Origin of the sequence: Flavivirga aquatica (assembly GCF_001747085.1) — a bacterium.
GTDB lineage: Bacteria > Bacteroidota > Bacteroidia > Flavobacteriales > Flavobacteriaceae > Algibacter_C > Algibacter_C aquatica.
The window spans coordinates 31,020-56,052 of record NZ_MDJD01000028.1 but is presented as its reverse complement, the minus strand read 5'-3'; the positions used below and the strand labels follow the sequence as shown (position 1 = coordinate 56,052).

The following is a 25,033-nucleotide window of genomic DNA, read 5'->3' as shown; positions in this document are numbered from 1 at the left end:
CACCCATCGCCTACACAATTATGCAACTTTTTAAAGAAAACCAAATAAAAATATATAACTCACTTACTGGTCAAAAAGAAATATTTAAACCTATAAATGATAGTCACGTAGGTATGTATGTTTGTGGACCTACAGTTTATAGTAATGTACACTTAGGGAACGTAAGAACATTTATGTCTTTCGATATGGTATTTCGTTACCTAAAACACTTAGGTTATAAAGTCCGTTATGTGAGAAATATAACTGATGCTGGTCACTTAGAAAACGATGCAGATGCAGGAGAAGATAAAATTACTAAAAAAGCACGTTTAGAGCAAATTGAACCCATGGAAGTTGTTCAACGTTATACTGTTGACTTTCATAACATACTTAATACTTTCAATTTTTTACCTCCAAGTATTGAGCCTACTGCTACTGGACATATCATTGAACAAATAGAGTTAATTAATACTATTATAAATAACGGATTTGCTTACGAAGTTAATGGCTCTGTATATTTCGATGTTCACAAATTTGATGAGACTAACGAGTACGGAAAATTAAGCAAACGTAAATTAGAAGATTTAATTCATAACACACGTGAGTTAGACGGACAAAGTGATAAAAAAAATCCACAGGATTTTGCGCTTTGGAAAAAAGCCGAACCTCAACACATCATGCGTTGGCCATCACCTTGGAGTGACGGTTTTCCTGGTTGGCATTTAGAGTGTACTGCAATGAGTACAAAATATTTAGGCGAACAGTTTGACATACATGGAGGTGGTATGGATTTAAAATTTCCCCACCACGAATGTGAAATAGCTCAAAATGAAGCTGCCAAAGGAAAGTCTCCTGTAAATTATTGGATGCATGCCAATATGCTTGAGTTAAATGGACAACGTATGTCTAAAACAACAGGAAACACAATTAATCCTGGTGAGTTACTTTCTGGAGATAATGATAAAATGAGTAAAGCTTATGCGCCTGGTGTTATTCGTTTCTTTATGGCTCAATCTTCATATAGAAGTGTTTTAGACCTTACTGATGATGGATTACTTGCTAGTGAAAAAGGCTTTAACAGATTAATGGATGCTATTCATGTTTTAGATAGTTTAAAAGCTTCAAAAACATCTTCAATAGATATTAATGCATGGAAACAATCTTGTTACAATGCCATGAATGACGATTTTAATTCACCTATTTTAATTGCTAATTTATTTGAAGGTGTTAAATATATCAACCAAATAAAAGAAGGAACAGAAACTTTAAACACAGAAGACTTGTCTCTTTTAAAACAGACTATAAATGCTTTTGTTTTTGATGTTCTAGGTCTTGAAAATGCTACTAAAACAGAAGCTGGAACCGATAAACTTTCTAGTGCTGTAGATATACTAATTAAACTAAGGCAAGACGCTAGAGCCAATAAAGATTTTGCCCTTTCTGATAAAATTAGAGATGAATTAGCTGAAGCTGGTATTCAGTTAAAGGATGGTAAAGACGGGACGACGTTTAGCCTCTCCTAATAAATCCTCTCCAAAGGAGAGGACTTTAAATATAGATGTTTAAAAAACTACTTATAGCACCGTTTTTGTTTTTGATAAAAGTATATCAAACACTTATATCACCATTAACGCCTGCAAGTTGTAGATTTCAACCTACTTGTTCTCATTATTCTAAAGAAGCTTTAAAAAAGCATGGCCTATTTAAAGGTGGATGGTTAGCTATAAAACGTATTTTTAGCTGTCACCCATGGGGAGGTTCTGGGTATGATCCTGTGCCTTAATATTTACTATGATTATCAATCACGAATATTACACTTAATTTTTAAATAATTATAGATTGCTAGTTTGACTTTATAAAAAAATCAACTAACTTCGTTTAACACAGAATATAAAAACACCTTGTGCTAAATTTATTTTCAGTATTAAACGATTCCATATTCGTTAAAGCTGTGTACAATTAAAACTAACCATTTGAAAAAATCATTTGAAATAGAATTTAAATGGGAACAATACTTTATAGTTTCCGAAAACTTTATTAGACAAAAAGAAAATTCAGAAATTGAGTTTAAAGAAAGTTTCCACAGCCCTAAACATAAAGATAAAAAGCTACATAAATGGATTGCTAGTTTTGCCAATTCAAATGGAGGATTGATTTTATATGGAATTAAAGATAACGGCGAATTAATAGGCTTAAAAAACAATAAACTCAAAGAATTTGATAATAAAGATTTATCTCAAGAATTATTAGATTATTTTGCCCCTGAAATCAAATTTGAATTATTTATAAAAATTATAAATGGTTTAGAAATTGGTTTTCTTTATATCTATAAATCAGAAAACAAACCTGTAATTACCATTAAAACGGCTAATAATAACATCCAAGAAGGTGATATTTTTTATAGATATCCAGGACAAAGTAGAAAAATATCGTACGGAGATTTAAGAGATATTATTGAAGAAAAACAAACCCAACTTAATGAAAAATGGTTAAAACTAATTAATAATGTTGCCACAATTGGAGTTGAAAATATCGGATTGCTTAATATTGAAAATGGTGAACTTATAGGTTCAAAAAATAAATTACTAATACCAGAAGAACTATTGAAAAAACTCACTTTTATTAATGAAGGTAAATTTGTAGAAAAAGATGGTGCTCCAACTTTAAAACTGATTGGAGATGTACAACCTATTGATAGTAATAAAATCATACAACTAATTGAAAACAAATACCATATTATTACTCATTTTGAGCTATTCAATTCTTTTTTTGAGCAACAATTAGACACTAATAGTTCGAAAGAGTTCTTCAGAAGAGTTCTACATGAAAATAGTGTTTATTATCCTATATATTTTTATTTAGTAAATTCGAAGCTTAAAAAATCAGAAATTTCAGAAATCTTAAAAACCGAAAAAGGAAATAAAGTAAAAGACGTTAAAAAAAGATTCATTTTAGAAAAAGATAATCCTTCCAAATTTAAAATTGGAAATATTTCAACAGGAACGGATGCTGCTAAGAAAATTTCAGAAGCGTATGAATCACTTAAAACTAAACAGCATATTGACTTTTCTAAAATATCAGCAACTGAATTAAGATATTATATTCAAGCAATTACTCATTTAAAAGAAAGTGAAATTGACCTATCATACATAGTTCTAATTTTAAAAAATATCTATAACAATTATTTCAATCAATCTTCTACTACAAAATCTTTTATTAGAAAAGCTGTTTGTCATATCGATTTAATTATTTATGGAAAAAAATATTATAATGAAAAATAATAACGACACGAAAATCACAACATATAAACATAAAATGATTCGTCTTATTTTTACCTGAAACGAAACTGCCTTTTTTACAACACCTCGTTTCTTATACCAATCACTAAAGGAAACAAAAAAATTCTTAACCTATTATTTCGCAGGAATCTCCTTTAAAATCTCTAAAACAAATTTCCAATATTTTTGAACAGATGAAATTTGAGCTCGCTCGTCTGGAGAATGCGCTCCTTTTATATTGGGGCCAAAACTAATCATATCCATATCTGGATAATTAGTTCCAAGAATACCACATTCTAATCCAGCATGACATGCGGCAACATGTGGTTTTTCATTATTTAAATCTTCATAAATCTTTTCCATCACTTTTAAAATAGGTGAATCCATATTAGGTGTCCATCCTGGATAATCTCCAGACAGCTCTACATAACATCCTGTTAGCTCAAAAGTTGCTTGTAATGTCTTTGCTAAATCAACTTTAGCACTTTCTACAGAAGAGCGTGTTAAACACCCTATCATTACTTCTCCATCTTTAACTACTACCCTAGCAATATTGTTAGACGTTTCAACTAAGTTTGGGATATCTGCACTCATTCTATACACACCATTACACGCCGCATAAATAGCTCTAGTAAGCCCTTCTTGAACGCCTAAATCCATTATTTTTTCTGGCGAATCAGATTTAGAAATACTAACTTCTAAATCGGGTTCCTTAGTTTTCAATTCTGCTTTAATAATTTGTTCTTGCAATTTCATTTCAGACAAGAAAGCCTCTTCATGAATAGCATCTATAGCTACTATAGCTTTACTTTCACGAGGAATAGCATTACGTAAGCTTCCTCCATCTATTTCAGAAATTCGTAGTCCAAAGTTTTCAAAACCATCAAATAATAAACGATTCATTATTTTATTAGCATTTCCTAAACCTTCATGAATTTGCATTCCAGAATGTCCGCCTTGTAAACCTTTTACCGTAATGGTATAACCTATTTTAAACTCTGGTGTTTCTTCTTCATTATAAACTCTTGTTGCTGTAACATCTATACCTCCCGCGCAACCTACACCAATTTCATCATCTTCCTCGGTATCTAGATTTAAAAGAATGCTTCCAGAAAGCAAGCCGCCTTTTAATCCCATGGCACCTGTCATGCCTGTTTCTTCATCTATAGTAAATAAAGCTTCTATAGCTGGATGAGCAATATCTGTACTTTCCAAAATAGCCATTATAGTGGCAACTCCTAAACCATTGTCTGCCCCTAGTGTCGTTCCTTTTGCTTTTACCCAGTCGCCATCTACAAACATATCAATACCTTGAGTATCAAAATCGAAAACAGTATCGTTATTTTTTTGATGTACCATATCTAAATGCGATTGCATAACGATAGTCGTTCTGTTTTCCATTCCCGGAGTTGCTGGCTTTTTTATAATGACATTACCAACAACATCTTCAATAGTTTCTAAACCTAATTTTTCACCAAAATCTTTCATAAACGTAATAACACGCTCTTCTTTTTTTGATGCTCTAGGCACTGCATTTAAATCGGCAAATTTATTCCAAAGTAATTGTGGTTGTAGCTTTCTTATTTCTGAACTCATAATATGTTTTATAAAGTTTCACAAATGTAGTAAAAATGATCTGACATTGACAGCTACTCCTAATTGAAGTGCGTCCTTTTTTAAGCTAGGAGAAAAAGATATAATGAAAATATTCATATTCATTAACTCCTTGATTAAAGTAGATTCTACAAATAAAACAGGAAGAAACCTTAATAAGTTAACAACTACAATAGGATACAATTTTTTATTACTTTTGAAATATGCTAAAAAATAAAAAAACAATTATAGCACTGTTACTCATTCCGCAGTATTTGCTAGTAAAATTATTATCCAACTTTCCCGAATTTGTTGAGCAATATTACAGTAATGGTTTATATCCTTTTATTTCAAAAACATTTAGATTTATATTGGGTTGGATGCCTTTTTCTTTTGGCGATTTAGTCTACACACTTACCATTATTTATGTTGTTCGCTGGGTTTTAAAAAACAGAAAACGCTTGCGACAAGATACATTGCATTGGTTTATTGATGTGTTTTCTGCTGTTTCTATTTTTTACTGTGTATTTCACTTATTTTGGGGGTTAAATTATTACAGGTTACCATTATACAAAAGTTTGTATCTTGAAAGCGATTACACTTCCGAACAATTGGTACAAGTAACTAAGGAATTGATTAAAAAATCAAACGAATTACATTATTCTATTACAAAAAATGATACTATTAAAGTAGATTTACCTTTTAGTAAAAGTGAAATTCTTAAAATGACACCTGTTGGTTATAAAAATTTAAAACAAGTGTTTTCTCATTTAGAATACAGTCCCATAAGTATAAAAAAATCACTGTATAGCTACCCATTAACCTATATGGGTTTTAGTGGTTATTTAAATCCATTTACAAACGAAGCACAGATAGATGCTTTAATTCCTTCATATAAATTCCCTACCACGTCTTCTCATGAAATTGCACACCAGTTAGGTTATGCAGCAGAAAATGAAGCTAATTTTATTGGCTGTATGGCAGCTATTAATCATGATAATATCTATTTTAAATATACTGGCTATACCTTTGGATTGCGTTTTTGTTTAAACGAAATCTATAGGCGAGACGCATGTTTATACGAAGATATAGTTAGTGAAGTGAATAAAGGGATTTTAAAAAACTACAAGGAGATTCGTGATTTTTGGGATGCTCACCAAAACCCTACTGAACCTGTATTTAAATTATTCTACGGTAATTTTTTAAAAGCAAATAAACAAGATAAAGGCATAGAGAGTTATAGTTACGTAGTTGCTTTATTTGTTAATTATTTTAGGAGGTCATTTTAAATAACCTACAAAACTCATTACCTGAGTCTTGCAGGTTTATATATTGTTAGTTATTCTATAATTCTTGAACCTTCTGGAGCTTCAAAAATTGTAGTGTTTGGTTGTTCTTTTGATAATTTAATATCTGTAAACTTTAAATCATTACGCTTTGTTGTTGGTATATTATTTTCATAATTATACCATGTTAAAGTTTCTGGGAGTATTAACCCATCTACAGTTTGCCAATTACTATATTTTATAAAGTGAAACTCTTTACCTTTCTTTTTAGAGAAATAGGTTACGGTATAACCTAACCATTCCATTTTATTTGTTTCAGCATCATAATATAAAATGTATTCATCTTCTGGAGATTCTCCTACACCAGCATTGTATGAGATTTTAATTCCTGGGTATGATTTACCTTCAAACTCTAATGGTTTAACATCCTCATATACAATTCCATCATCTGACAATATAAAAGGCATAGCATAAAAATAGAACATTAAATTGTAGTAAAACTTAGGTTTACCTTTATATACTGCGGTATCTTTATCTTTTAACCAAACATCTTTACCATTATAACCAATAGTATGATTTGGCATTTGTATTAATGATTTTCTATTTCTTAAATTAGTAGTTGTTACCTCATCTCCTTTAGGTTTTTTCATTGTAAATTCAAGTAACTGTAAACTATTCCAAGCATCTAAACCTCCATGCGCTTTAAATATTTTTGAAATATTTTCTGGATATGTTTTTGAAACTACAATAGTTTTTTCTATTTGTTTAGTTTCTTTTTTCGTTTCGGTAGTTTGTTTACAAGCTACTAATGATACCAAGGCTAAAGCCAAAAGTATTTTTTTCATTTTTATATTTGGGTTTGATTTATAATATATCTTATGTCGATAATAACTTATCAAAATTACATTAAAATAAATTACTTTTGTTCCCGTACTTATGAAAGAAATTACAAGCATTCAAAATAGCTTTATAAAACAGCTAACTCAATTAAAAGACAAGTCTCGTGAACGCAGAAAAACTGGGCTCTTTTTAATTGAAGGTGTTCGTGAAACCACATTAGCTTTAAAGGGTGGGTATGAGATCGAAACACTTTTATTTTACTCTGGTTTAATTTCAGAAAAACAAATTAGTGACTTGATTACTAGCCAAACAAACCTTATTGAAGTTTCTAAAGAGGTTTATGAAAAACTAGCATATCGAGATACTACAGAAGGGCTTCTTGCTATTGTTAAAAATAAGACACATGCTATAAATGATCTAAAATTCAATACAAAAACACCTTTAATTTTAGTTGCCGAAGCTCCTGAAAAACCAGGAAATATTGGTGCTATTTTAAGAACTGCCGATGCTGCAAATGCTGATGCTGTTATTATAGCAAACCCTAAGACAGATTTATATAACCCAAATATTATTCGTTCTAGTGTGGGGTGTTTATTTACCAATCAAATTGCTAGTGGAAGTACTACCGAAATTATAAAATTTTTAAAAGCTAAAAGTATTAATATTTATTGCGCAGCCTTACAAGCATCTGTAGCATATCACACCCAAGACTTCATAAAATCTACAGCTATTATTGTAGGCACGGAGGCCACAGGTTTAAGTCATGAATGGTTAAAAAATTCCAACCAAAACATTATTATACCTATGCAAGGAGAAATAGACTCTATGAATGTATCTGTTGCAGCTGGAATCCTTATTTTTGAAGCTAAAAGACAACGTAATTTTCTTTAAAAATTATGTTGTAATCAAAACACAAATATCAAATTCTAATTGAGTACTTTTGAAATTTAAAAGCTTAAATACCCCCAATTTAAATACTTTATGACCTCGACAACACTTTTTTACATCATCATCGCCATAATTATTATAGACTTTATAGTTGATAAGGTTCTAGATGCTCTAAATGCAAAACATTTTAACGATGTACTTCCTAAAGAACTACAAGATGTTTATGATGACAAGGAATATAAAAAATCACAAACTTATAAAGCCACAAATTACAAGTTTGGTATTATAACTTCTACATTTTCTATTGCATTAACCCTAGGTTTCTTGCTTCTTGATGGTTTTGAATTTATTGACAATGTAGCTAGAACTTATAGTGAAAACCCTATTGTTATTGCGCTTATTTTCTTTGGAATTATTATGATTGGTAGCGATATATTAACAACACCTTTTTCATACTACAGCACCTTTGTTATTGAAGAAAAATTTGGATTTAATAAAACAAGTGTTAAAACATTCTTTTTTGATAAAATTAAAGGTTGGCTCATGATGTCTATCCTTGGTGGTGGTATATTGGCTTTAATTATATGGTTTTATCAAGTTACTGGAGCTTATTTTTGGTTATATGCTTGGGGATTAGTCGCTTTTTTCTCTTTGTTTATGAATATGTTTTACTCTAAGCTTATTGTACCGTTATTTAATAAGCAAACACCTTTGGAGTCTGGAAGTTTACGTGATAAAATATCTGAGTATGCTAATACTGTTGGTTTTAAATTAGACAAGATTTTTGTTATTGATGGTTCTAAGCGTAGCACTAAAGCCAATGCTTATTTTTCTGGATTTGGTAGTGAAAAGCGTGTAACACTTTACGATACACTTATTAATGATTTAGATGAAGACGAAATAGTAGCCGTTTTAGCTCATGAAGTTGGTCATTATAAAAAGAAACATATTATTTTTAATTTGTCTGCTTCTATTCTATTAACAGGCTTAACCCTTTTTATTTTGTCTCTTTTTATATCAAATCCATTACTTTCTAATGCACTAGGTGTTGAGGTACCAAGTTTTCATATTGGATTAATTGCTTTTGGATTACTGTATTCTCCTATTTCTGAAATTACTGGTTTAATTATGAATATATTTTCCAGAAAATTTGAATATCAAGCGGATAATTATGCTAAAAACACATATGAAGCAGAGCCTTTAATCTCTTCTCTTAAAAAATTATCAAAAAATAGTTTGAGTAATTTAACGCCACACAAAACTTATGTGTTTATGCATTACTCACACCCTACATTATTAGAGCGTATTACTAATTTAAGGAAATAGTAGTTACAAAAAAAAGAGGTGCTCTAAAAATAGTATTGAACAGCATTGTGAAACACTTTTTATTTAACCTGAACTGAGCACTGTCAAAATGAAACAACCTATCTCATTATTGTTTCAAACGGACAGATTACTTCAGCCGTACCTCCTTCGCAATGACAGATACGTTTCATGTTTTTACGTCATTGCGAAGCACTCTTTCTAAGTTTTGTAATCTGTTTATTGCCTAATAATAGTGATTTATTTTTAATCTTCAACAATAACTTTTAACCTTTCGAATGCAGATCCCCATCCATTATAGAATCCCATTTCTTCTTGTTGCTTACAATATTCCTCTGTAGCATGAATTACACTAAATGTAAATTTAGTTTGTTCTCCATCTGCTTTAAATAAAGCAATTAATTCAACATTTTCTGTCATGGGTTTAAAATCTGCTGAAGTAATAATCTTTTCTAGTTCAATAATTTCTTTATAAACACCTTCAGAAATAAATTCACCCCATCTGGTATTAGCATTGAATACTTCCATTTTCCTCCAATTGTAAAATCATGTTCGAGCACTTTAACATCCATTCCATTTGGAGCCCACCATTTAACAATATGTTCTGGTTTAGTCCATGTTTCCCATACTAACTTTAAAGGCGCATTAAATGTTTTTTCAATAGTTAATGTTCTGTTTTTTAAATCACTCATCTTTATTGTTTTTTTCTGTTTGCACTTTATTAAGATAATTTTCAAAAGAGTCTATTCTATCTTCCCATAGTTTATTGTATTGTTTTATCCATAGAAAGGCTGGTATTAATTTTTTTGGCTGAATTAAGCATAAGCGCTCTCGACCTACTTTATTAAAATCTATTATTCCACATTCGTTTAATATTTTTAAATGCTTTGAAATTGCTGGTCTACTAATTTCAAATTTTTCAACTACCTTATTAACACTTAATGTTTCAATAGCTAATAATTCTATAATATCCCTCCTTATAGGATCCGCAATAGCTTGAAAAACATCTCTTCTCATATTTATTAAGTAACTGATTGGTTATAAATATAACTATTTGGTTACGTAAATAAATTTTAAAAATTATTGTTTTTATCTCTTTATAAAATAAGACTAATAGTTCTTGAGTATTATATATAATCAACTCCATTCTAAAACAAACTCATCTTTTGTCTACATGAAGTCATATTAAAACCGTATTTTGAGTTTCTTTTAGAGAAAAGATATCTCGAAAAGATTAGTATTAATACATGAAAGCGCAATAAATAGGCTAAACATAAGTATTAATTAAATGTTTAAAAACCTAAAAACAGATAAGTATCTTTAAATTTTAACACCATTTATAAATACGCTTTCTATTTGATTTGTTCCAAAAGAATAAGGTATAACACCATAAGAATTAATTGGTTTTGTAAGCATTAAATTAGCCCGTTTCCCTTTAGATATACTTCCTACTTTATTTTCTAATCCCATAGCGTAAGCCCCATTTATTGTGGCTGCATTTATGGCTTCTTCTGGGGTCATTTTCATTTTTATGCAAGCTGTAGAGACTACAAAATTCATATTACCAGATGGTGTCGAACCTGGATTATAATCTGTTGCTAATGCTAAAGGCAAACCGGCATCAATCATTTTTCTAGCTGGTGCGTATGGAATACTTAAAAAATAGGAACAACTTGGTAATGCTACTGGCATTGTTTTAGTATTTTTTAAAGTATTAATATCTTCATCACTCATTTCTTCTAAATGATCTACAGAAAGTGCATGATGCTTTACTCCTACTTGCACACCTCCAATAGTTGTAAATTGATTGACATGAATTTTTGGGATTAACCCATACTGTTTTCCTGCTTCTAACATTAATTGGGTGTCTTCAACAGAAAAATAGCCTGTTTCACAAAAAATATCGATGTATTCTGCTAGGTTTTCGTTTTTAATTTTTGGTAAGGCTTCATTTATTAATAATTGTAAGTAATCATTTTTTAACTCTTTATATGCTTCTGGAATTGCATGAGCTCCTAGAAAAGTTGCTTTAATCTCAATTGGATAATTTTCTTTTAGACGTTTAATAACTCTGAGCATTTTTAATTCGGCATCTACAGTTAACCCATAACCGGATTTTATTTCAACAGCTCCTGTACCTAGTTGCATGACTTCTTCTAAACGTACTTTACTTTGTTCGTATAGGTTTTCTTCGCTTGTTTCTTGTAACTTTTTAGCTGAATTTAAAATACCTCCTCCTCTATTTGCTATTTCCTCGTAGGTTAACCCTTTAATGCGGTCTATAAATTCACCTTCTCTATTTCCTGCATAAACGATATGTGTATGCGAATCGCACCAAGTCGGTAATATCATTTTTCCTGTAGCATCAATGACTTCTGAAAAATCGTTTTTTGGGCAATCATTCATAGCTCCATAATCTGCAATCAATCCATTTTCTACAACTAAAAAAGCATTTTTAATAGTTGGCAATTGGTTCATATCTTTACCTGAAACAAATGAAATAGACTCCTTGCGAACTTGAATTAATTCTTTAATATTTTTAAATAGTGTAGCCATTAAAATAAATTGTTTAAAATATCATCTTCAACTAAATTTGGTATAGTCACTTTTAAATTAGGTGTTCTTTTCATTTCACGTTTAATAGCAAATATAGCCTCTTTATTTCTTGCCCAACTTCTGCGAGCTATTCCATTATTTACATCATAAAACAGCATGTTTTTTAAACGTTCTCCTGCTTCTTTTGTCCCATCCAAAAGCATTCCAAAACCTCCGTTTATTACTTCTCCCCAACCAACGCCACCGCCATTGTGTATAGAAACCCAAGTGGCTCCTCTAAAACTATCGCCAATAACGTTATGAATAGCCATATCTGCTGTAAATTTACTTCCATCATATATGTTTGATGTTTCTCTGTACGGCGAATCGGTTCCACTTACATCATGATGATCTCTCCCTAAAACAATAGAGCCTATCTTACCAGATGCTATAGCATTATTAAATGCTTCTGCTATTTTAGCACGTCCTTCTGCATCGGCATATAAAATTCGAGCTTGAGAGCCTACAACCATTTTATTTTGCTTGGCTTCTTTAATCCACATGATATTGTCTTGCATTTGCAACTGGATTTCTTCTGGAGCATCTTCCATAATCTCTTGCAAAACAGATGCTGCTATTGTATCGGTAATGTCTAAATCTTCAGGTTTTCCTGATGCACAAACCCAACGGAAAGGTCCAAAACCATAATCAAAACACATAGGGCCTAATATATCTTGTACGTAAGATGGGTATTTAAAATCAATTTCGTTTTTTGCCATAACTTGAGCTCCTGCTCTAGAGGCTTCTAATAAAAAGGCATTTCCATAATCGAAAAAATAGGTGCCTTTTGCTGTATGTTTATTAATAGCTTCTGCATGCCTCCTAAGCGTTTCTTGTACCTTTTCTTTAAATTTTTTTGGTTCTTCTCGTATTAACCTGTTTGATTCTTCATAAGAGACATCAACGGGATAGTAACCACCTGTCCAAGGAATATGTAACGATGTTTGGTCTGATCCTACATGTATAAAGATATTTTCTTCATAAAAACGTTCCCAAACTTCTACAACATTCCCTATATAAGCTATGGCTATTACTTTGTTATTGTCTTGAGCTTCTTTTACAATTACAATTAAAGTTTCTATATTATCAATTAAAATATCTACCCAACCTTGTTCATGCCTTTTGGTTGCTGCTTTGGGATTTACTTCTGCACAAATGGTTATACAGCCAACAATATTTCCTGCTTTTGGTTGTGCGCCGCTCATACCTCCTAGTCCTGAGGTTAAAAATATTTTTCCTTTTGGTGTATCTTCTTTTTGTAAAATCTTTCTAAAAGCATTCATAACGGTTATCGTGGTTCCATGAACGATACCTTGTGGCCCTATGTACATAAACGATCCCGCTGTCATTTGTCCATATTGTGTGACTCCTAAAGCATTAAATTTTTCCCAATCGTCTGGTTTTGAATAGTTGGGTATCATCATACCATTAGAAACAACAACTCTTGGAGCATTTTTTGAAGAAGGAAACAATCCCATAGGGTGACCAGAATAGATGTGCAAAGTTTGTTCGTCTGTCATGGTTGCCAAATACTGCATAACTAATAAATACTGAGCCCAATTTTGAAAAACGGCACCATTCCCACCATAAGTAATTAATTCTTCTGGGTGTTGAGCTACTTCTGGGTTTAAATTATTTTGGATCATCAACATAATTGCTGCTGCTTGCGAGGATTTTGCTGGGTATGCTTCTATATTTCTGGCATAAATAGCATAATTTGGTTTGAATCTATACATATAGATTCTTCCAAACACTTTTAATTCTTGAGCAAACTCTATAGATAATTCTTCGTGCCATGTTTTAGGGAAATACCTTAGCGCATTTTTTATTGCCAATCGCTTTTTATCTTTCGACAAAATATCTTTTCGTTTTGGTGCTCTATTCGCATCTGCTGGATATGCTTTTGTAGCTGGTATTTTATTTGGAATACCTTGTAATATTTGTTCTTGAAATGTCATACCTATCTTAAGCTAAAAACTTGGTTTTTCACTAATTCAATCATATTATTAATATCATCTTTTAAGATTCTATCCTCTTCTAGTTTAGGGACTTTTTCTCTTATTATTTTGAAATTTTTCTCAATAATATCGGAGAATGTATTTGGTCTTCTAAATTCTAATGCTTGAGCGCCGTACATTAACTCAATGGCTAATATTTTTTCGATATTTCCTAAAATTTGATTAAATTTTCGAGATGAAATACTTCCCATAGATACATGATCTTCTTGTCCTAAAGATGTAGGCACACTGTCTGCTGAAGGCGGAAAGCATAACGATTTGTTTTCTGTTACTAATGCTGCTGTTGTGTATTGCGGAATCATGAATCCTGAATTTAAGCCACCTCCTGTGGTTAATAATCTTGGTAACCCAAACTTACCTTCTAAAAGCAAGTAGCATCTTCTATCTGATATATTTCCTAATTCTGATGCTGCCAATGCGCAATAATCTATTGCCATAGCTAAGGGTTGTCCATGAAAGTTTCCTCCAGAAATAGCTTCGGTTTCACTTAACACTATGGGATTGTCTGTAACAGCATTCATTTCTATTTCTGCCAATTCGTTTAAATGATAATAAGCATTACGTGATGCGCCATGTACTTGAGGTATGCATCGCATAGAATATGGGTCTTGAACACGTACGCAGCCTTCATGAGCATCGACATTTTGAGACTTATAAAGTAGCATGAACATACGTTCTGCTACTTTTATACATCCTTTAAAGGGTCGAATTTTATGTAACTCATCTCTAAATGGTGCTGCGCTTCCTTGATAGCCCTCTATACTCATAGCGCCACTAACATCGGCTAAATCAAGTAAATATTCCATTTTTTGCAAACCTATTATGGTATGAGCTAATATAAATTGAGTTCCGTTTATTAAACCTAAGCCTTCTTTTGCTTTTAATTTTAAAGGTTTTAATTTATGTTTTTCTAATATGCTTTTTGCTGATATTATTTTATTGTTTACCCAAAATTCGCCTTCTCCTATAAGCGGTAAGAATAAATGAGATAACGGTGCTAAATCTCCAGATGCTCCTACAGATCCTTGCTCTGGAACTACAGGTAATAAATCATTATTAATAAAATATATAATACGTTCAATCAATTCTAATCTAACACCAGAGAACCCTTGACATAATGCATGTACTTTACATATCATCATAATTTTAGATATCTGCTTATCAATTGCCTCGCCAACGCCTACGGCATGTGTTATTAATAGATTCTCTTGCAACTTATCAGTCTCTTCTGCGGTTATTTGAACATCGCAAAGCGGGCCAAAACCTGTATTGATACCATATACTGCTTTATTACCTCTAGCCATGACTTCTACTTTTAACCTACAATCGTTGACTTTTTGTTTGGCTTCTGGCGTAATTTCGGCTTTAAGACTACCTTTTAAAATATGAAACACCTTGTTTACTGTTAAGTTATCTATTCCGTATTTAAATATCATGATTCAAAAAAGTTAGTTTTCACAAAGTTATCCTTATTTTTGATTCACAATAAGACCATTTTTTACACAAATTGATAACTATGGGTAATCAAATAGAATTAAGGCATATTAAAAATTTTTTAGTTGTTGCTAAGGATTTGCACTTTAGAAAAGCAGCTGAACGCTTGTTTATATCGCAACCTGGTTTAAGTAGACAAATAAAACAGATGGAGGAAGAATTAGGTCTTAAGCTTTTTGTAAGACATAATCGTAAAGTAGTACTTACTCAGGCTGGTATTTATCTTAAAAAAGAACTTGCAAGAAATTTAAAGGATTTGAGAACTATTTTTAATCATGCAAAACTTTTAAATGATGGTGTTGAGGGACTTTTAAAATTTGGATATGTTGGTTCTGCTATGCAAAAAATAATTCCTGACTTACTTATTAAGCTAAACAAGGAAACACCTAACATCCATTTTAGTTTAAAGGAAATGGATAACCAGAAACAAATTGACAGTTTAATTTCTAATAATATTGACTTGGGTTTTGTTAGATTAAATAGAGTACCTAGGTCTTTAAATATTAAACCTGTTTTAAAGGAATCTTTTTGTTTGGTTCTTCCTTACGACCATCCTATAAATGAAAGTAATTTTAAAAGCTTAAAACAGTTTAAGGATGCGTCTTTTATTTTATTTGATCCTAAATATAGTGCGTCTTATTTTGAAAAAGTGATGCAAATATTTGATGATAATCATTTTACTCCTATTGTTTCTCATAATACAATTCATGCGAGTTCTATTTACAAATTAATTGAAAACAAATTGGGTATTTCTATTGTGCCAAAATCGTTGCTTATAACGAGTAATAGCAAAATAAAATTTATTGAGTTAAATAAAATTTCGCAAAAAACAACTTTGTCTTTAATATGGCATAAAGATAACCGCAACCCAATATTAAATAAAGTTGTAAAATTGATTTGATTAAAACATAAGGATAAGATTGATGTTATAATCATTAAAGATGTTTGCGGATAATTGCGTTAACGATTGAAGTGGCATCCTTTTTTGAGGTACGAAAAAAAGATATAACGTAAAGCGTGCTAAAACGCCCAAATAATTAAAAAATAACTCTTTTACTAGGGTAAAAAATAAAAGCTTATCTTTGCCGCTTGAAACTCGTAAAAAATGAGTTTAAATTCCTCAGAGTGAGGATGTGTTACTAGAAGTTTAAGGTTAAGTATGTCGATTCGCTTCTTTATGTAACACTACGTAATATAATCGAATACTTATACAAGAATGAGCACATTCCAAGAATTAGGTCTTAATGATGACCTATTACAAGCAATTACAGATTTAGGATTTATTAAACCAAGTGAGGTACAAGAAAAGGCTATCCCTATTTTATTAGAGTCTGAAACCGATTTAGTTGCTTTAGCACAAACGGGAACTGGTAAAACAGCTGCGTTTGGTTTTCCTATGTTAGAGAAAATTGACATAAACAGTAGAACAACTCAAGGTCTTATTTTATCGCCTACTCGAGAGCTTTGTTTGCAAATTACAAACGAAATGAAACAGTATGGTAAGTATTGTAAAGGTTTAAATGTTGTTGCTATTTATGGTGGGTCTAGTATTTCGGACCAAGCTAGAGACGTAAAGCGTGGGGCACAAATTGTTGTAGCTACACCTGGACGTATGAAAGATATGATTAGCAGACGTATGGTTGATATCTCTAAAATTCAATATGCTGTTTTAGATGAGGCCGATGAGATGCTAAACATGGGGTTTAAAGAGGATATTTCTGATATTTTATCGCATACTCCTGAAGAGAAAAATACTTGGTTATTTTCTGCAACTATGCCTCGTGAGGTTGCTGCAATTGCCAAAAATTATATGCATAACCCACAAGAAATTACTGTGGGACATAAAAATGAAGGTAGTAAAAATGTATCTCATGAGTATTACTTAGTTAACTCTAGAGATCGTTACCAGGCTTTAAAACGTTTGGCTGATGCGAATCCTGATATTTTTTCTGTGATTTTTTGTAGAACAAAACGTGATACACAAAAGGTTGCTGAACAACTTATTGAAGATGGTTATAGCGCTGGTGCTTTGCATGGTGACTTAAGCCAGAATCAACGTGATTTGGTAATGAAATCGTTTAGAAATAAACAAATACAAATGCTTGTTGCTACAGATGTTGCGGCTCGTGGTATTGATGTTGACGATATTACTCATGTTATAAATTACCAATTGCCTGACGAAATTGAAACGTATAACCACCGTTCTGGTAGAACTGGACGTGCTGGTAAAACAGGTGTTTCTATGGTAATTGTTTCTAAAAGTGAGGTGCGAAAAATAAAAAGCATTGAGCGTATTATTAAAAAGCAATTCGAGAAAAAAGAAATTCCTGATGGAATGGAAATTTGTGAAGTGCAATTAATGTCGCTTGCTAATAAAATTCATAATACTGAGGTTAATCATGAAATTGATAAATACCTAACAAGTATTAATGAGTTGTTTGAAGATACTAGTAAGGATGAATTAATTAAAAAATTCTTCTCTGTTGAATTTACACGTTTCTATAACTATTATCAAAAATCTAAGAACTTAAATGTTTATGAAAGTTCTAAAGGTCGAGAAGAGAGTTCCCGTAGTTTTAATAATAATTCTACTCGCTACTTTATTAACGTAGGTAGTAAGGATGGATTTGACTGGATGAAACTTAAAGATTTCTTAAAAGAATCTCTTGAACTTGGTAGAGATGATGTTTTTAAAGTTGAAGTGAAAGATAGTTTTTCATTTTTTAATACTGAAAACGAAACAAAAGAGAAAGTATTAGCTTTCTTTACCGACTTTAAACATGAAGGTCGTTTTGTAAATGTTGAAGTTTCTGAAAACCGTGGAGGTGGTAGAAAACGTAATGATAGACGCGGTGGTGGAGGACGAAGAGATGGTAGACGCAGTAGTGGAAAACGTGATGATAGAAAAGGTGGTTCTGGAAACAGAAGTGAAAGACGTGGCGGCGGAGATTCGTACTCTAAATCAAGACGTTCTGGAAGTGATTCAAATTCGGATAGATCTCAACGATCGGATTCTGGATCTGTAGCTTCAAGACCTCGCCGATCAAGACGCTAAGATTTAAGTCTTTTTGTTAATTTTAAGTCAAAAAGAAAATAGAAGCCCCATTATTTCTATTTTCTTTAGTACTTTTATAACTAAAATTAGTTTTAACTAACATTATAATATGAAGAATTACCTACTACTCTTTACTTTACTTTTTGCTTCTGCTTTTTCTGTGGCTCAAGAGGCTGATAAGGTATCTGGTGTTGTAATTAATTCTTCTGATAATTCTGTTCTTGAAAGTGTAAATATTGTTAACCTAAATCAAGTTATTGGTACAACTACTAATAAAAAAGGAGCGTTTAAAATTTCTGCTAAGGTTAATGATACGCTTCACTTTTCTTATTTAGGTTTTAAATCTATTAAGGTTAGAGTTACTAATGACTGGTTAAAATTCGGTGGTTCTAAAATTGAATTGACTGAATTAGCTTTAGCTCTTGAAGAAGTTGTTGTTAATCAATTAAAACTAACAGGCTTCTTAGAGGTAGATATTAAACAAGTACCAGAGATAAACAATAACTATAGGTATAGTATTTCTGGTTTGCAAGGCACAGGTTACGAAGCGGGTAAGAAATCTGGTTTAACCAAGGTTATAGGTTCCATTTTTAACCCTGCAGACTTTTTACACCGTATGTTTGGTAAAAAACCAAATGAAATGCGTAAGTTAAAACAAATGAAAAAGGATGATGAAATTAGAAACTTATTAGCTTCTCGTTTTGATAGGGAAATGCTTACTGTTTTACTTCAGGTAGATCGTGTAGATTTAGATGAAATTGTTAACCAGTGTAATTACTCTAAAGGATTTATTAAGACGGCAAATGATCTTCAAATACTAGATGCTATTAGTGAGTGTTATGAAGAATATAAGGTACTTAGTAGAGGTAGAAAAAAAAGATTATAGAGGTTTGGTTTAATTGCTAATTACTTCGTTTAATATATTATAAAAAAGAGGAATCAATTGATTCCTCTTTTTTATGTTTTAGAGTTTATGGATATTGGGAGTATTTTATTGTTTGTAGATAACCTTTTGTTCTAAAAAATATAAATGTCTTAAACAAAAGATCGTTTTAACATTTTTTATTTTCTGTTATATATTTTTCATTTTAATTATCTTTTTTTGAAAGAGTTACTTCAATTGATTTGTCGTAGCTAATTTTTTTTAGTTGTATAATGTATTCTTTCCAAATTATAGAATCGTAACGTTCCATTTCAGAAAGTCCATCTTTAGTTCGAGGGATCCCTGAAATTCCGTGTTCAGAAAGCATTATTTCATAATAATTATTATCTTGAAAAAGAGAAAGGTGTGCTGTACCTCTTTCAGCCTGTCCTATTTCGGGTGATGGTTTATGTGAGAATCTTGTTAATAATAACGATAATGAGTCATTAACGTATTCTTTTTTGTTGAGATCTAATTTTAGAACTTTCATTTTCCCTGTTCCTATTTTGCTTGTTGATTTACTTTAAGAATAAGCTAAATCATTTATTAAAAGTAAAATAATAATTAAAATCGACTACCTTTTCTTTGATATATTATCTACTTATTATATGTTCTGTTAAGGTACATCGCTTACATAAGTTAAAGATTAGAGTTTACATTAAATTACTTCCGATTTTTACATAGTAAAATATAAATATTTCACCTTTATCTTACTTTTAAATGCCTAATTTTATATTTAGCAAACGTTTATTTTCAGACCAAGCCATTTCGAGTAATGTCTTGGTTTTTTCTCAAACAAATTCTCTTATCTGCTTATCAAGATTATCACAACAATATTCAAAATTGATATTTTCTCCTTGATATTCCGTTTTAGAAGTCCGCATTAACTATGTTACATAGTCAGTTATTATTTAATTTACAACTTAAAAGCTTACAGGTATTTTAAAACTTATCTTTTTTCCTACCTCTTCTCCATCACCTGAACCAGGATCATTATTGATAATTAACATTCCTTTTGTATTGTTTTTAGAATCAAATATTAATTCAGTAGAAAACATAACAGGTTCTTTTGTCATCCAATTTTCTTTTGTTGTTAAAATACCGCTTGCTAGTTCAGTACCTTTTTCATCAATAAGTTGAACAAAACCCAGTGTTCCTTCACTAGCTAACCATACTCCTTGAGAATTTATCTCAATTTTTGTTGGAGAAATCAATTTGTCATTTTCTTGAATATTTACAGTAGGAAGTTTTAGTTTCTCTATTTCCATTTCAGTAACAACTTTTTCTTTAGTAGGCAGCTTTAAACTGTCCGTTGATTTACTATTTGAATTGTCTTTGCATGATATAAATATAAGCCCTAAACTAAAAACTGTTAGAGTCGTTTTTAAATTAATCTTTTTCATTATTTTATTATTATGGGGTTATTTGTCTACAACGTTAGTATAAGAGGTCTAAGGTAGTTACTATCCTTCGATTTATTACTTAGTTAAATAGTAAATATTCTACTTTTATTTTTTCTTAAACGTTAAATTTTATATTTAGCAGGTTTTGTTAATATGCGTAAATTTTTGGATTTAGCATAAATGTCTTTTTTTCAGTTTGTTATTCATTATCAGGATATTCAATATTAGTCACTTTAAACTCTTCATAATTTGTAAATCATCCCAGTAATTCAGCACTCTTATTTATCTCAAGCTCTTCCTCTTTTTCTTTTTCTTAAATATTCCAAGAAATCTGGAATTACATCCAATTTATTTCTGGCAGAACAATTTAGATGAAATTATTAACCAATGTAACTACTACTCTAAAAGGTTTATTAAGACAGCTTGCAATTTTAATGTTATGAAGAGCACAGAAGTTTAATTAACTTCCTTTAAACATATTATAAAAAGAGTTTAGATATGCCTAATTATTGACATTAGCTTATATGGTACAAGAAAAAATTAACAATCTATTACAATAACGTTTCGTTTATTTCGTTTATATCTGTTTTTTTAATAAAACTAAATCAAGATGGAATTTAATAACGATATAAAAAAGCCCTCTAAAAAAGAGCAGATTGCAGCTATGGAATCTTATAATGCTTTAACTGCAACACTGGAGAAGCTTCATTCGGAAAATCCAGAAATTGAAATAGAGGAAACTGCTGAAAAAATAAAAATACCATTAAAAGCTCTTAAATTATTAGTAAAAATATTAAAAGCAACAAGTCAAGGAACCCCTATTTCTGTAGTTCCCATCGCTACAGAAATGACTACTCAGGCAGCTGCCGAGTTGCTAGGTTGTTCAAGACCACATTTAGTTAAATTACTTGAGGATGGACTTATTCCATTTACTTTAGTAGGTCGACATCGTCGTATTAAATTTGAAGATGTTATGAATTATAAAAAAGAAATAAAATTGAAGCAGGAGCAATTTCTTATTGATATGATGAAATCGGATGAAGAATTAGGGTTATATGATTCATAGTGTACGATTTACTTGTGTTCTTGATACAAACATTATTTATCCAATAGAAATAGAGATTTATTATTTTGGTTTGCTCATTATGATCTTTTTACCCCTAAATGGAGTAGTCATATTTTTTATGAATGGGAAGATGTAATGACAAGAAAAGGTGTAATTAGAGAAGAAATCGAAAAAAGAACTAATTTCGCTAATTTAGCATTTCCAGATGCGCTCGTTATTAATTACGAGCCTTTAATTGAAGGCTTAAACTTACCTGATGAAAAAGACCGACACGTACTTGCGGCTGCAATAAAAACTAATGCTAATGTTATTGTAACAAATAACTTAAAAGATTTTCCAACAGAATATTTGGCTTCATTTGGCTTAGTTGCTAAATCTGCTGATGATTTTATAGCAGATATAATCGACTTAAATCATGAAAAAGCAATAGAAGCGTTTAGAAAATTGGTTTTGAATAGAAGAAATCCCGATTTGGATGAGTTTGAAGTTTTAGATAATTTAAGAAAAAATGGATTGACAAATTCAGCTAATTATATACATTCATTAATTTAAGGAATGTTCGTTAAAGAAACATTATTATCATTCATTTGCACCTTAAGGTATATTATTAGATACAATGCTATTCTTGATCTCTATTTATTTTGTACGTACAATTAAGTTAAAACTTAATACTATACTCACAAATTATCATGAAACCGCTCTATAATCTCATCATAACTTTTTATAGTTTTTTTACACCAATCTAAACGTTTTTCAAGTATTTCATCTGGTGTTAATTGCCAATCAATAGTCGTTTGTTTAAGTTTTGTGGTAACATGTTGTAATATAATAGCAGCAGATACCGAGATATTTAAACTCTCTGTAAAACCAACCATAGGGATTTTTAAAAAACAATCTGCTTCTTTTAAAACAGTTTCAGAAAGTCCTTCGGTTTCTCTTCCAAAGAAAAAACAAGATTTTTTAGTCACATCAAACTCATGTAATTCGCAATCGTTTGTATGTGGCGTTGTGGCTATAACTTGGTAACCTTTTTGCTTAACCGCATTAATGCATTCTTTAATAGTATTATAGCGGTTTAAATCAACCCATTTTTGAGCTCCCATAGCAATTTCTCTATCAATACTTTTAGAATTTTGTTCCTCAACTATATTTACTTCCTGTATACCAAACACATCACAACTTCTCATAACGGCACTGGTATTATGAAGCTGATAAACGTCTTCGGTAGCTACTGTAAAATGTTTTGTACGTTGTGGTAATACCATATCAAAACGCTTTTTGCGATTCTCTGTAAGGTAAGTTTCTAAATGTTCTAATAGTTTTAAATCAATCATAATTCAAAATTAATAAAGTTTACCATATAAAATATTAATAACGATTTCTATATCCAAGAGTTCTTTATGTATAGAGTTTTACGAAAAACATTATAATTAAAATAAAAAGATTATCGCTTTCGCGGAAATGAAAAAAAACTATCTTTATTTCATGAAACATATTGTTGTACTTACTGGAGCAGGCATTAGTGCCGAAAGTGGTATAAAAACCTTTAGAGATGCAGATGGTTTATGGGAAGGACATGATGTTATGGAGGTAGCCACACCTGAAGGTTACACTAAAAATCCAGAACTAGTTTTAAACTTTTATAATCAACGAAGGCGACAACTTATTGAGGTAAAACCAAATCAAGCTCATTATGATTTAGCTGCTCTAGAAAATAATTTTAAAGTTTCTATAATTACCCAAAATGTAGATGATTTACATGAACGTGCAGGAAGTAACAACGTAACACATTTACACGGCGAACTCCTTAAAGTAAGAAGTACAGTATATGAAAATGATATACAAGAATGGAAAACCGATTTAATATTAGGAGATACCTGTAAAAAAGGACATCAATTGCGCCCGCATATTGTGTGGTTTGGTGAAGATGTCCCTATGATTGAAAAAGCAGTTAATATTTGTGAAACAGCCAATATTTTAATGATTATTGGTACATCTATGCAAGTGTATCCTGCTGCTGGTTTAATGAATTATGTTCCACAAAATACACCTACCTATTTTATAGATCCTAATCCAAATATTGACAGCAACAAAAATTTAACAGTTGTTCCTAAAAAAGCTACAATTGGGGTTAAGAAAGTTATTGAATTAATTAAGTTAACTCTTTAAAAATTTAACCGCCTTTACACCATCTATTACCAAAAGATAAATGCCTTTTGGTAAAAACTGAATTGAAATATCTTCTTCCTTATTTCCTGAAGCCATTTGGGTTCCATATATGCCATATATTTTCCAATTAGAAAAAGGGGATTTTATATAAATTTTATCTTCTAAAATTTCAACGTTAACAGCTTTTTTTTTGGCTTCAAAAGAATTATTAATATCTAAAGCTGTTTTACAATTATTAGAAAACTGCTGGTTTGTTTGTATGTCTTCATTTAAATTAATAGAAACATTGGTAAATACTAATTCTTCTCCTAAAACAGAAGTTGCTCTAAGATTCATTGGCGATGCTATTCCACTTGGTTCTATAAAAAAATTAAACAATACCCTATCTATAGTTTTCCAATTTCCACTTGCTTGTTTGTATTCAAGTTTTTTAATGGCGTATTTTATATTTCTAAATTGAATGGCTGTCCAATATTGAGAAGATCCACTCTTAAAATTGATTAGAATAGACTTATCATTATTCTTTAAAGGACAAGGCACAAATTTCCACGAAATAGGAATTCGTCCTTTAATAGGGTCTTCTATTAATTTAAAAGCATCTTGATGTATATCTACATCGCCTTCATCACACTCTGGACAACGATCTACTACTTTTAAAATAACAGATTTATTTATACTGCTTGTTACTTCAATACAAGCACCACATGCTTGGCTACCATCGTAATCAAAAGTATTTAATGCACAATTTAAAAAATCATCTGCAGCAACTGGTAATCCGCAATTACCTCCAGAGCTACCAGAAACTCCTCCATAAAAAGTGCCTTCTCCTAAGTGAATTTCATCATTACATTCCTGAGCATAAAGACCAGAAAATATTACAGAAAATACAAGAATCACATTTACTTTATCTATCATGAATATCGTTTATTAAAAGTTCTTTTCCCTAAATTAAATTCAGGTCATTCTATTTATTAGAACTTCATAACGAAAATCATATAAGTAAATTGTATTTTCCTACATGTAAAATAAATTAAACAGTATGTAGCATTTTAAATCTCTATAAAACTAAGTGATTCTACTTGTTTTATAAAACAAGGTTCTCCCCCCTATTTTAATTAAAAATA

22 protein-coding genes and 1 pseudogene are annotated in these 25,033 nt (G+C 30.8%); 12 read left to right on the top strand and 11 right to left on the bottom strand.

The window, feature by feature from the left end; all coding sequences use genetic code 11:
* Nucleotides 1-20 precede the first annotated feature (20 nt).
* The 3 genes from cysS (at nt 21) to A8C32_RS05420 (ending at nt 3,260) form a co-directional block, all read left to right on the top strand.
* Nucleotides 21-1,502 carry a cysteine--tRNA ligase gene (gene cysS, locus A8C32_RS05430; protein ID WP_069829428.1) on the top strand — a complete coding sequence of 494 codons (1,482 nt, stop codon included), beginning with the start codon at nt 21-23 and terminating at the stop codon, nt 1,500-1,502.
* A gap of 35 nt (nt 1,503-1,537) precedes the next feature.
* On the top strand, nt 1,538-1,762 hold the full coding sequence (gene yidD, locus A8C32_RS05425; RefSeq protein WP_069829427.1) for a membrane protein insertion efficiency factor YidD: 225 nt from the start codon (nt 1,538-1,540) through the stop codon (nt 1,760-1,762).
* Nucleotides 1,763-1,952: 190 nt separating this feature from the next.
* Nucleotides 1,953-3,260 carry an AlbA family DNA-binding domain-containing protein gene (locus tag A8C32_RS05420; protein ID WP_069829426.1) on the top strand — a complete coding sequence of 436 codons (1,308 nt, stop codon included), beginning with the start codon at nt 1,953-1,955 and terminating at the stop codon, nt 3,258-3,260.
* 132 nt (nt 3,261-3,392) lie between these two features.
* Here A8C32_RS05420 and A8C32_RS05415 read toward each other — a convergent pair whose 3' ends face one another.
* Nucleotides 3,393-4,853, bottom strand: a complete 1,461-nt coding sequence (locus A8C32_RS05415; RefSeq protein WP_069829425.1) for an aminoacyl-histidine dipeptidase — start codon at nt 4,851-4,853, stop codon at nt 3,393-3,395.
* A gap of 221 nt (nt 4,854-5,074) precedes the next feature.
* Here A8C32_RS05415 and A8C32_RS05410 point away from each other — a divergent pair, with 221 nt between their 5' ends.
* The gene (locus A8C32_RS05410) at nt 5,075-6,139 is read left to right on the top strand and encodes a DUF3810 domain-containing protein (RefSeq protein ID WP_069829424.1); all 1,065 of its coding nucleotides are present in this window, start codon (nt 5,075-5,077) and stop codon (nt 6,137-6,139) included.
* Between the two features lie 50 nt (nt 6,140-6,189).
* On the opposite strand, the gene A8C32_RS05405 is transcribed toward A8C32_RS05410, so the two are convergent.
* A complete protein-coding gene (locus A8C32_RS05405; protein ID WP_069829587.1) occupies nt 6,190-6,981 on the bottom strand; it encodes a DUF6503 family protein in 792 nt (263 codons plus the stop codon).
* 91 nt (nt 6,982-7,072) lie between these two features.
* Between A8C32_RS05405 and A8C32_RS05400 the strand changes: the two genes are divergently transcribed.
* Entirely contained in the window at nt 7,073-7,867 is a 795-nt protein-coding gene (locus tag A8C32_RS05400; RefSeq protein WP_069829423.1) for a TrmH family RNA methyltransferase, read from the top strand.
* Nucleotides 7,868-7,957: 90 nt separating this feature from the next.
* Nucleotides 7,958-9,190: a M48 family metallopeptidase gene (locus A8C32_RS05395; protein ID WP_069829422.1), complete on the top strand. Its 1,233-nt coding sequence runs from the start codon at nt 7,958-7,960 to the stop codon at nt 9,188-9,190.
* A gap of 243 nt (nt 9,191-9,433) precedes the next feature.
* Here A8C32_RS05395 and A8C32_RS21340 read toward each other — a convergent pair.
* From A8C32_RS21340 to hutH, 5 genes and pseudogenes are all read right to left on the bottom strand, one after another.
* A pseudogene (locus A8C32_RS21340) lies at nt 9,434-9,879 on the bottom strand (SRPBCC domain-containing protein).
* Complete coding sequence (locus A8C32_RS05385; protein WP_069829421.1) at nt 9,872-10,204, bottom strand: ArsR/SmtB family transcription factor; 333 nt, start codon at nt 10,202-10,204, stop codon at nt 9,872-9,874. The pseudogene A8C32_RS21340 and the gene A8C32_RS05385 overlap by 8 nt, the downstream one beginning before the upstream one ends.
* A gap of 303 nt (nt 10,205-10,507) precedes the next feature.
* Nucleotides 10,508-11,743 (bottom strand): imidazolonepropionase, encoded by a 1,236-nt coding sequence (hutI, locus tag A8C32_RS05380; protein WP_069829420.1) that lies wholly within the window; start codon nt 11,741-11,743, stop codon nt 10,508-10,510.
* Nucleotides 11,743-13,740 (bottom strand): urocanate hydratase, encoded by a 1,998-nt coding sequence (hutU, locus tag A8C32_RS05375; RefSeq protein ID WP_069829419.1) that lies wholly within the window; start codon nt 13,738-13,740, stop codon nt 11,743-11,745. Before hutU ends, hutI begins: the two co-directional genes overlap by 1 nt.
* Nucleotides 13,741-13,742: 2 nt before the next feature.
* Nucleotides 13,743-15,236, bottom strand: coding sequence for a histidine ammonia-lyase (gene hutH / locus A8C32_RS05370; RefSeq protein ID WP_069829418.1), 1,494 nt, complete (start codon nt 15,234-15,236; stop codon nt 13,743-13,745).
* 80 nt (nt 15,237-15,316) lie between these two features.
* On the opposite strand from hutH, the gene A8C32_RS05365 reads away from it, so the two are divergent.
* The 3 genes from A8C32_RS05365 to A8C32_RS05355 all read left to right on the top strand — a co-directional run bounded on the left by A8C32_RS05365 (nt 15,317) and on the right by A8C32_RS05355 (nt 19,235).
* A complete protein-coding gene (locus tag A8C32_RS05365; protein ID WP_069829417.1) occupies nt 15,317-16,195 on the top strand; it encodes a LysR family transcriptional regulator in 879 nt (292 codons plus the stop codon).
* Nucleotides 16,196-16,510: 315 nt separating this feature from the next.
* Nucleotides 16,511-18,349, top strand: coding sequence for a DEAD/DEAH box helicase (locus tag A8C32_RS05360; protein ID WP_069829416.1), 1,839 nt, complete (start codon nt 16,511-16,513; stop codon nt 18,347-18,349).
* 109 nt (nt 18,350-18,458) lie between these two features.
* Nucleotides 18,459-19,235 (top strand): carboxypeptidase-like regulatory domain-containing protein, encoded by a 777-nt coding sequence (locus A8C32_RS05355; RefSeq protein ID WP_069829415.1) that lies wholly within the window; start codon nt 18,459-18,461, stop codon nt 19,233-19,235.
* Between the two features lie 202 nt (nt 19,236-19,437).
* Here A8C32_RS05355 and A8C32_RS05350 read toward each other — a convergent pair whose 3' ends face one another.
* Both A8C32_RS05350 and A8C32_RS05345 read right to left on the bottom strand, forming a co-directional pair.
* The gene (locus A8C32_RS05350) at nt 19,438-19,761 is read right to left on the bottom strand and encodes a hypothetical protein (RefSeq protein ID WP_069829414.1); all 324 of its coding nucleotides are present in this window, start codon (nt 19,759-19,761) and stop codon (nt 19,438-19,440) included.
* A gap of 433 nt (nt 19,762-20,194) precedes the next feature.
* Nucleotides 20,195-20,674 (bottom strand): hypothetical protein, encoded by a 480-nt coding sequence (locus A8C32_RS05345; protein ID WP_069829413.1) that lies wholly within the window; start codon nt 20,672-20,674, stop codon nt 20,195-20,197.
* A 610-nt stretch (nt 20,675-21,284) separates the two neighbouring features.
* Between A8C32_RS05345 and A8C32_RS05340 the strand changes: the two genes are divergently transcribed.
* Both A8C32_RS05340 and A8C32_RS05335 read left to right on the top strand, forming a co-directional pair.
* Complete coding sequence (locus A8C32_RS05340) at nt 21,285-21,740, top strand: helix-turn-helix domain-containing protein (protein ID WP_069829412.1); 456 nt, start codon at nt 21,285-21,287, stop codon at nt 21,738-21,740.
* Nucleotides 21,741-21,875: 135 nt separating this feature from the next.
* Nucleotides 21,876-22,292, top strand: a complete 417-nt coding sequence (locus A8C32_RS05335; RefSeq protein WP_240491695.1) for a VapC50 family PIN domain-containing toxin — start codon at nt 21,876-21,878, stop codon at nt 22,290-22,292.
* A 125-nt stretch (nt 22,293-22,417) separates the two neighbouring features.
* Here A8C32_RS05335 and A8C32_RS05330 read toward each other — a convergent pair whose 3' ends face one another.
* Nucleotides 22,418-23,074, bottom strand: coding sequence for a TrmH family RNA methyltransferase (locus A8C32_RS05330; RefSeq protein ID WP_069829411.1), 657 nt, complete (start codon nt 23,072-23,074; stop codon nt 22,418-22,420).
* 151 nt (nt 23,075-23,225) lie between these two features.
* Between A8C32_RS05330 and A8C32_RS05325 the strand changes: the two genes are divergently transcribed.
* The gene (locus tag A8C32_RS05325) at nt 23,226-23,909 is read left to right on the top strand and encodes an SIR2 family NAD-dependent protein deacylase (RefSeq protein ID WP_069829410.1); all 684 of its coding nucleotides are present in this window, start codon (nt 23,226-23,228) and stop codon (nt 23,907-23,909) included.
* On the opposite strand, the gene A8C32_RS05320 is transcribed toward A8C32_RS05325, so the two are convergent.
* Nucleotides 23,898-24,824 (bottom strand): expansin EXLX1 family cellulose-binding protein, encoded by a 927-nt coding sequence (locus tag A8C32_RS05320; RefSeq protein WP_240491694.1) that lies wholly within the window; start codon nt 24,822-24,824, stop codon nt 23,898-23,900. The genes A8C32_RS05325 and A8C32_RS05320 overlap by 12 nt on opposite strands.
* Between the last annotated feature and the right edge of the window lie 209 nt (nt 24,825-25,033).

What these genes read in the sequence shown, in the direction of transcription:
- A8C32_RS05335 (WP_240491695.1), top strand. Translation starts at nt 21,876, where the DNA reads ATGACAAGAAAAGGTGTAATTAGAGAAGAAATCGAAAAAAGAACTAAT.
- A8C32_RS05325 (WP_069829410.1), top strand. Translation starts at nt 23,226, where the DNA reads ATGAAACATATTGTTGTACTTACTGGAGCAGGCATTAGTGCCGAAAGT.
- A8C32_RS05415 (WP_069829425.1), bottom strand. Translation starts at nt 4,853, where the DNA reads ATGAGTTCAGAAATAAGAAAGCTACAACCACAATTACTTTGGAATAAA.
- cysS (WP_069829428.1), top strand. Translation starts at nt 21, where the DNA reads ATGCAACTTTTTAAAGAAAACCAAATAAAAATATATAACTCACTTACT.
- A8C32_RS05350 (WP_069829414.1), bottom strand. Translation starts at nt 19,761, where the DNA reads ATGAAAGTTCTAAAATTAGATCTCAACAAAAAAGAATACGTTAATGAC.
- A8C32_RS05395 (WP_069829422.1), top strand. Translation starts at nt 7,958, where the DNA reads ATGACCTCGACAACACTTTTTTACATCATCATCGCCATAATTATTATA.
- hutU (WP_069829419.1), bottom strand. Translation starts at nt 13,740, where the DNA reads ATGACATTTCAAGAACAAATATTACAAGGTATTCCAAATAAAATACCA.
- hutI (WP_069829420.1), bottom strand. Translation starts at nt 11,743, where the DNA reads ATGGCTACACTATTTAAAAATATTAAAGAATTAATTCAAGTTCGCAAG.
- A8C32_RS05360 (WP_069829416.1), top strand. Translation starts at nt 16,511, where the DNA reads ATGAGCACATTCCAAGAATTAGGTCTTAATGATGACCTATTACAAGCA.
- A8C32_RS05345 (WP_069829413.1), bottom strand. Translation starts at nt 20,674, where the DNA reads ATGAAAAAGATTAATTTAAAAACGACTCTAACAGTTTTTAGTTTAGGG.
- A8C32_RS05330 (WP_069829411.1), bottom strand. Translation starts at nt 23,074, where the DNA reads ATGATTGATTTAAAACTATTAGAACATTTAGAAACTTACCTTACAGAG.
- A8C32_RS05355 (WP_069829415.1), top strand. Translation starts at nt 18,459, where the DNA reads ATGAAGAATTACCTACTACTCTTTACTTTACTTTTTGCTTCTGCTTTT.
- A8C32_RS05405 (WP_069829587.1), bottom strand. Translation starts at nt 6,981, where the DNA reads ATGAAAAAAATACTTTTGGCTTTAGCCTTGGTATCATTAGTAGCTTGT.
- hutH (WP_069829418.1), bottom strand. Translation starts at nt 15,236, where the DNA reads ATGATATTTAAATACGGAATAGATAACTTAACAGTAAACAAGGTGTTT.
- A8C32_RS05410 (WP_069829424.1), top strand. Translation starts at nt 5,075, where the DNA reads ATGCTAAAAAATAAAAAAACAATTATAGCACTGTTACTCATTCCGCAG.
- A8C32_RS05400 (WP_069829423.1), top strand. Translation starts at nt 7,073, where the DNA reads ATGAAAGAAATTACAAGCATTCAAAATAGCTTTATAAAACAGCTAACT.
- A8C32_RS05320 (WP_240491694.1), bottom strand. Translation starts at nt 24,824, where the DNA reads ATGATAGATAAAGTAAATGTGATTCTTGTATTTTCTGTAATATTTTCT.
- A8C32_RS05365 (WP_069829417.1), top strand. Translation starts at nt 15,317, where the DNA reads ATGGGTAATCAAATAGAATTAAGGCATATTAAAAATTTTTTAGTTGTT.
- yidD (WP_069829427.1), top strand. Translation starts at nt 1,538, where the DNA reads ATGTTTAAAAAACTACTTATAGCACCGTTTTTGTTTTTGATAAAAGTA.
- A8C32_RS05340 (WP_069829412.1), top strand. Translation starts at nt 21,285, where the DNA reads ATGGAATTTAATAACGATATAAAAAAGCCCTCTAAAAAAGAGCAGATT.
- A8C32_RS05385 (WP_069829421.1), bottom strand. Translation starts at nt 10,204, where the DNA reads ATGAGAAGAGATGTTTTTCAAGCTATTGCGGATCCTATAAGGAGGGAT.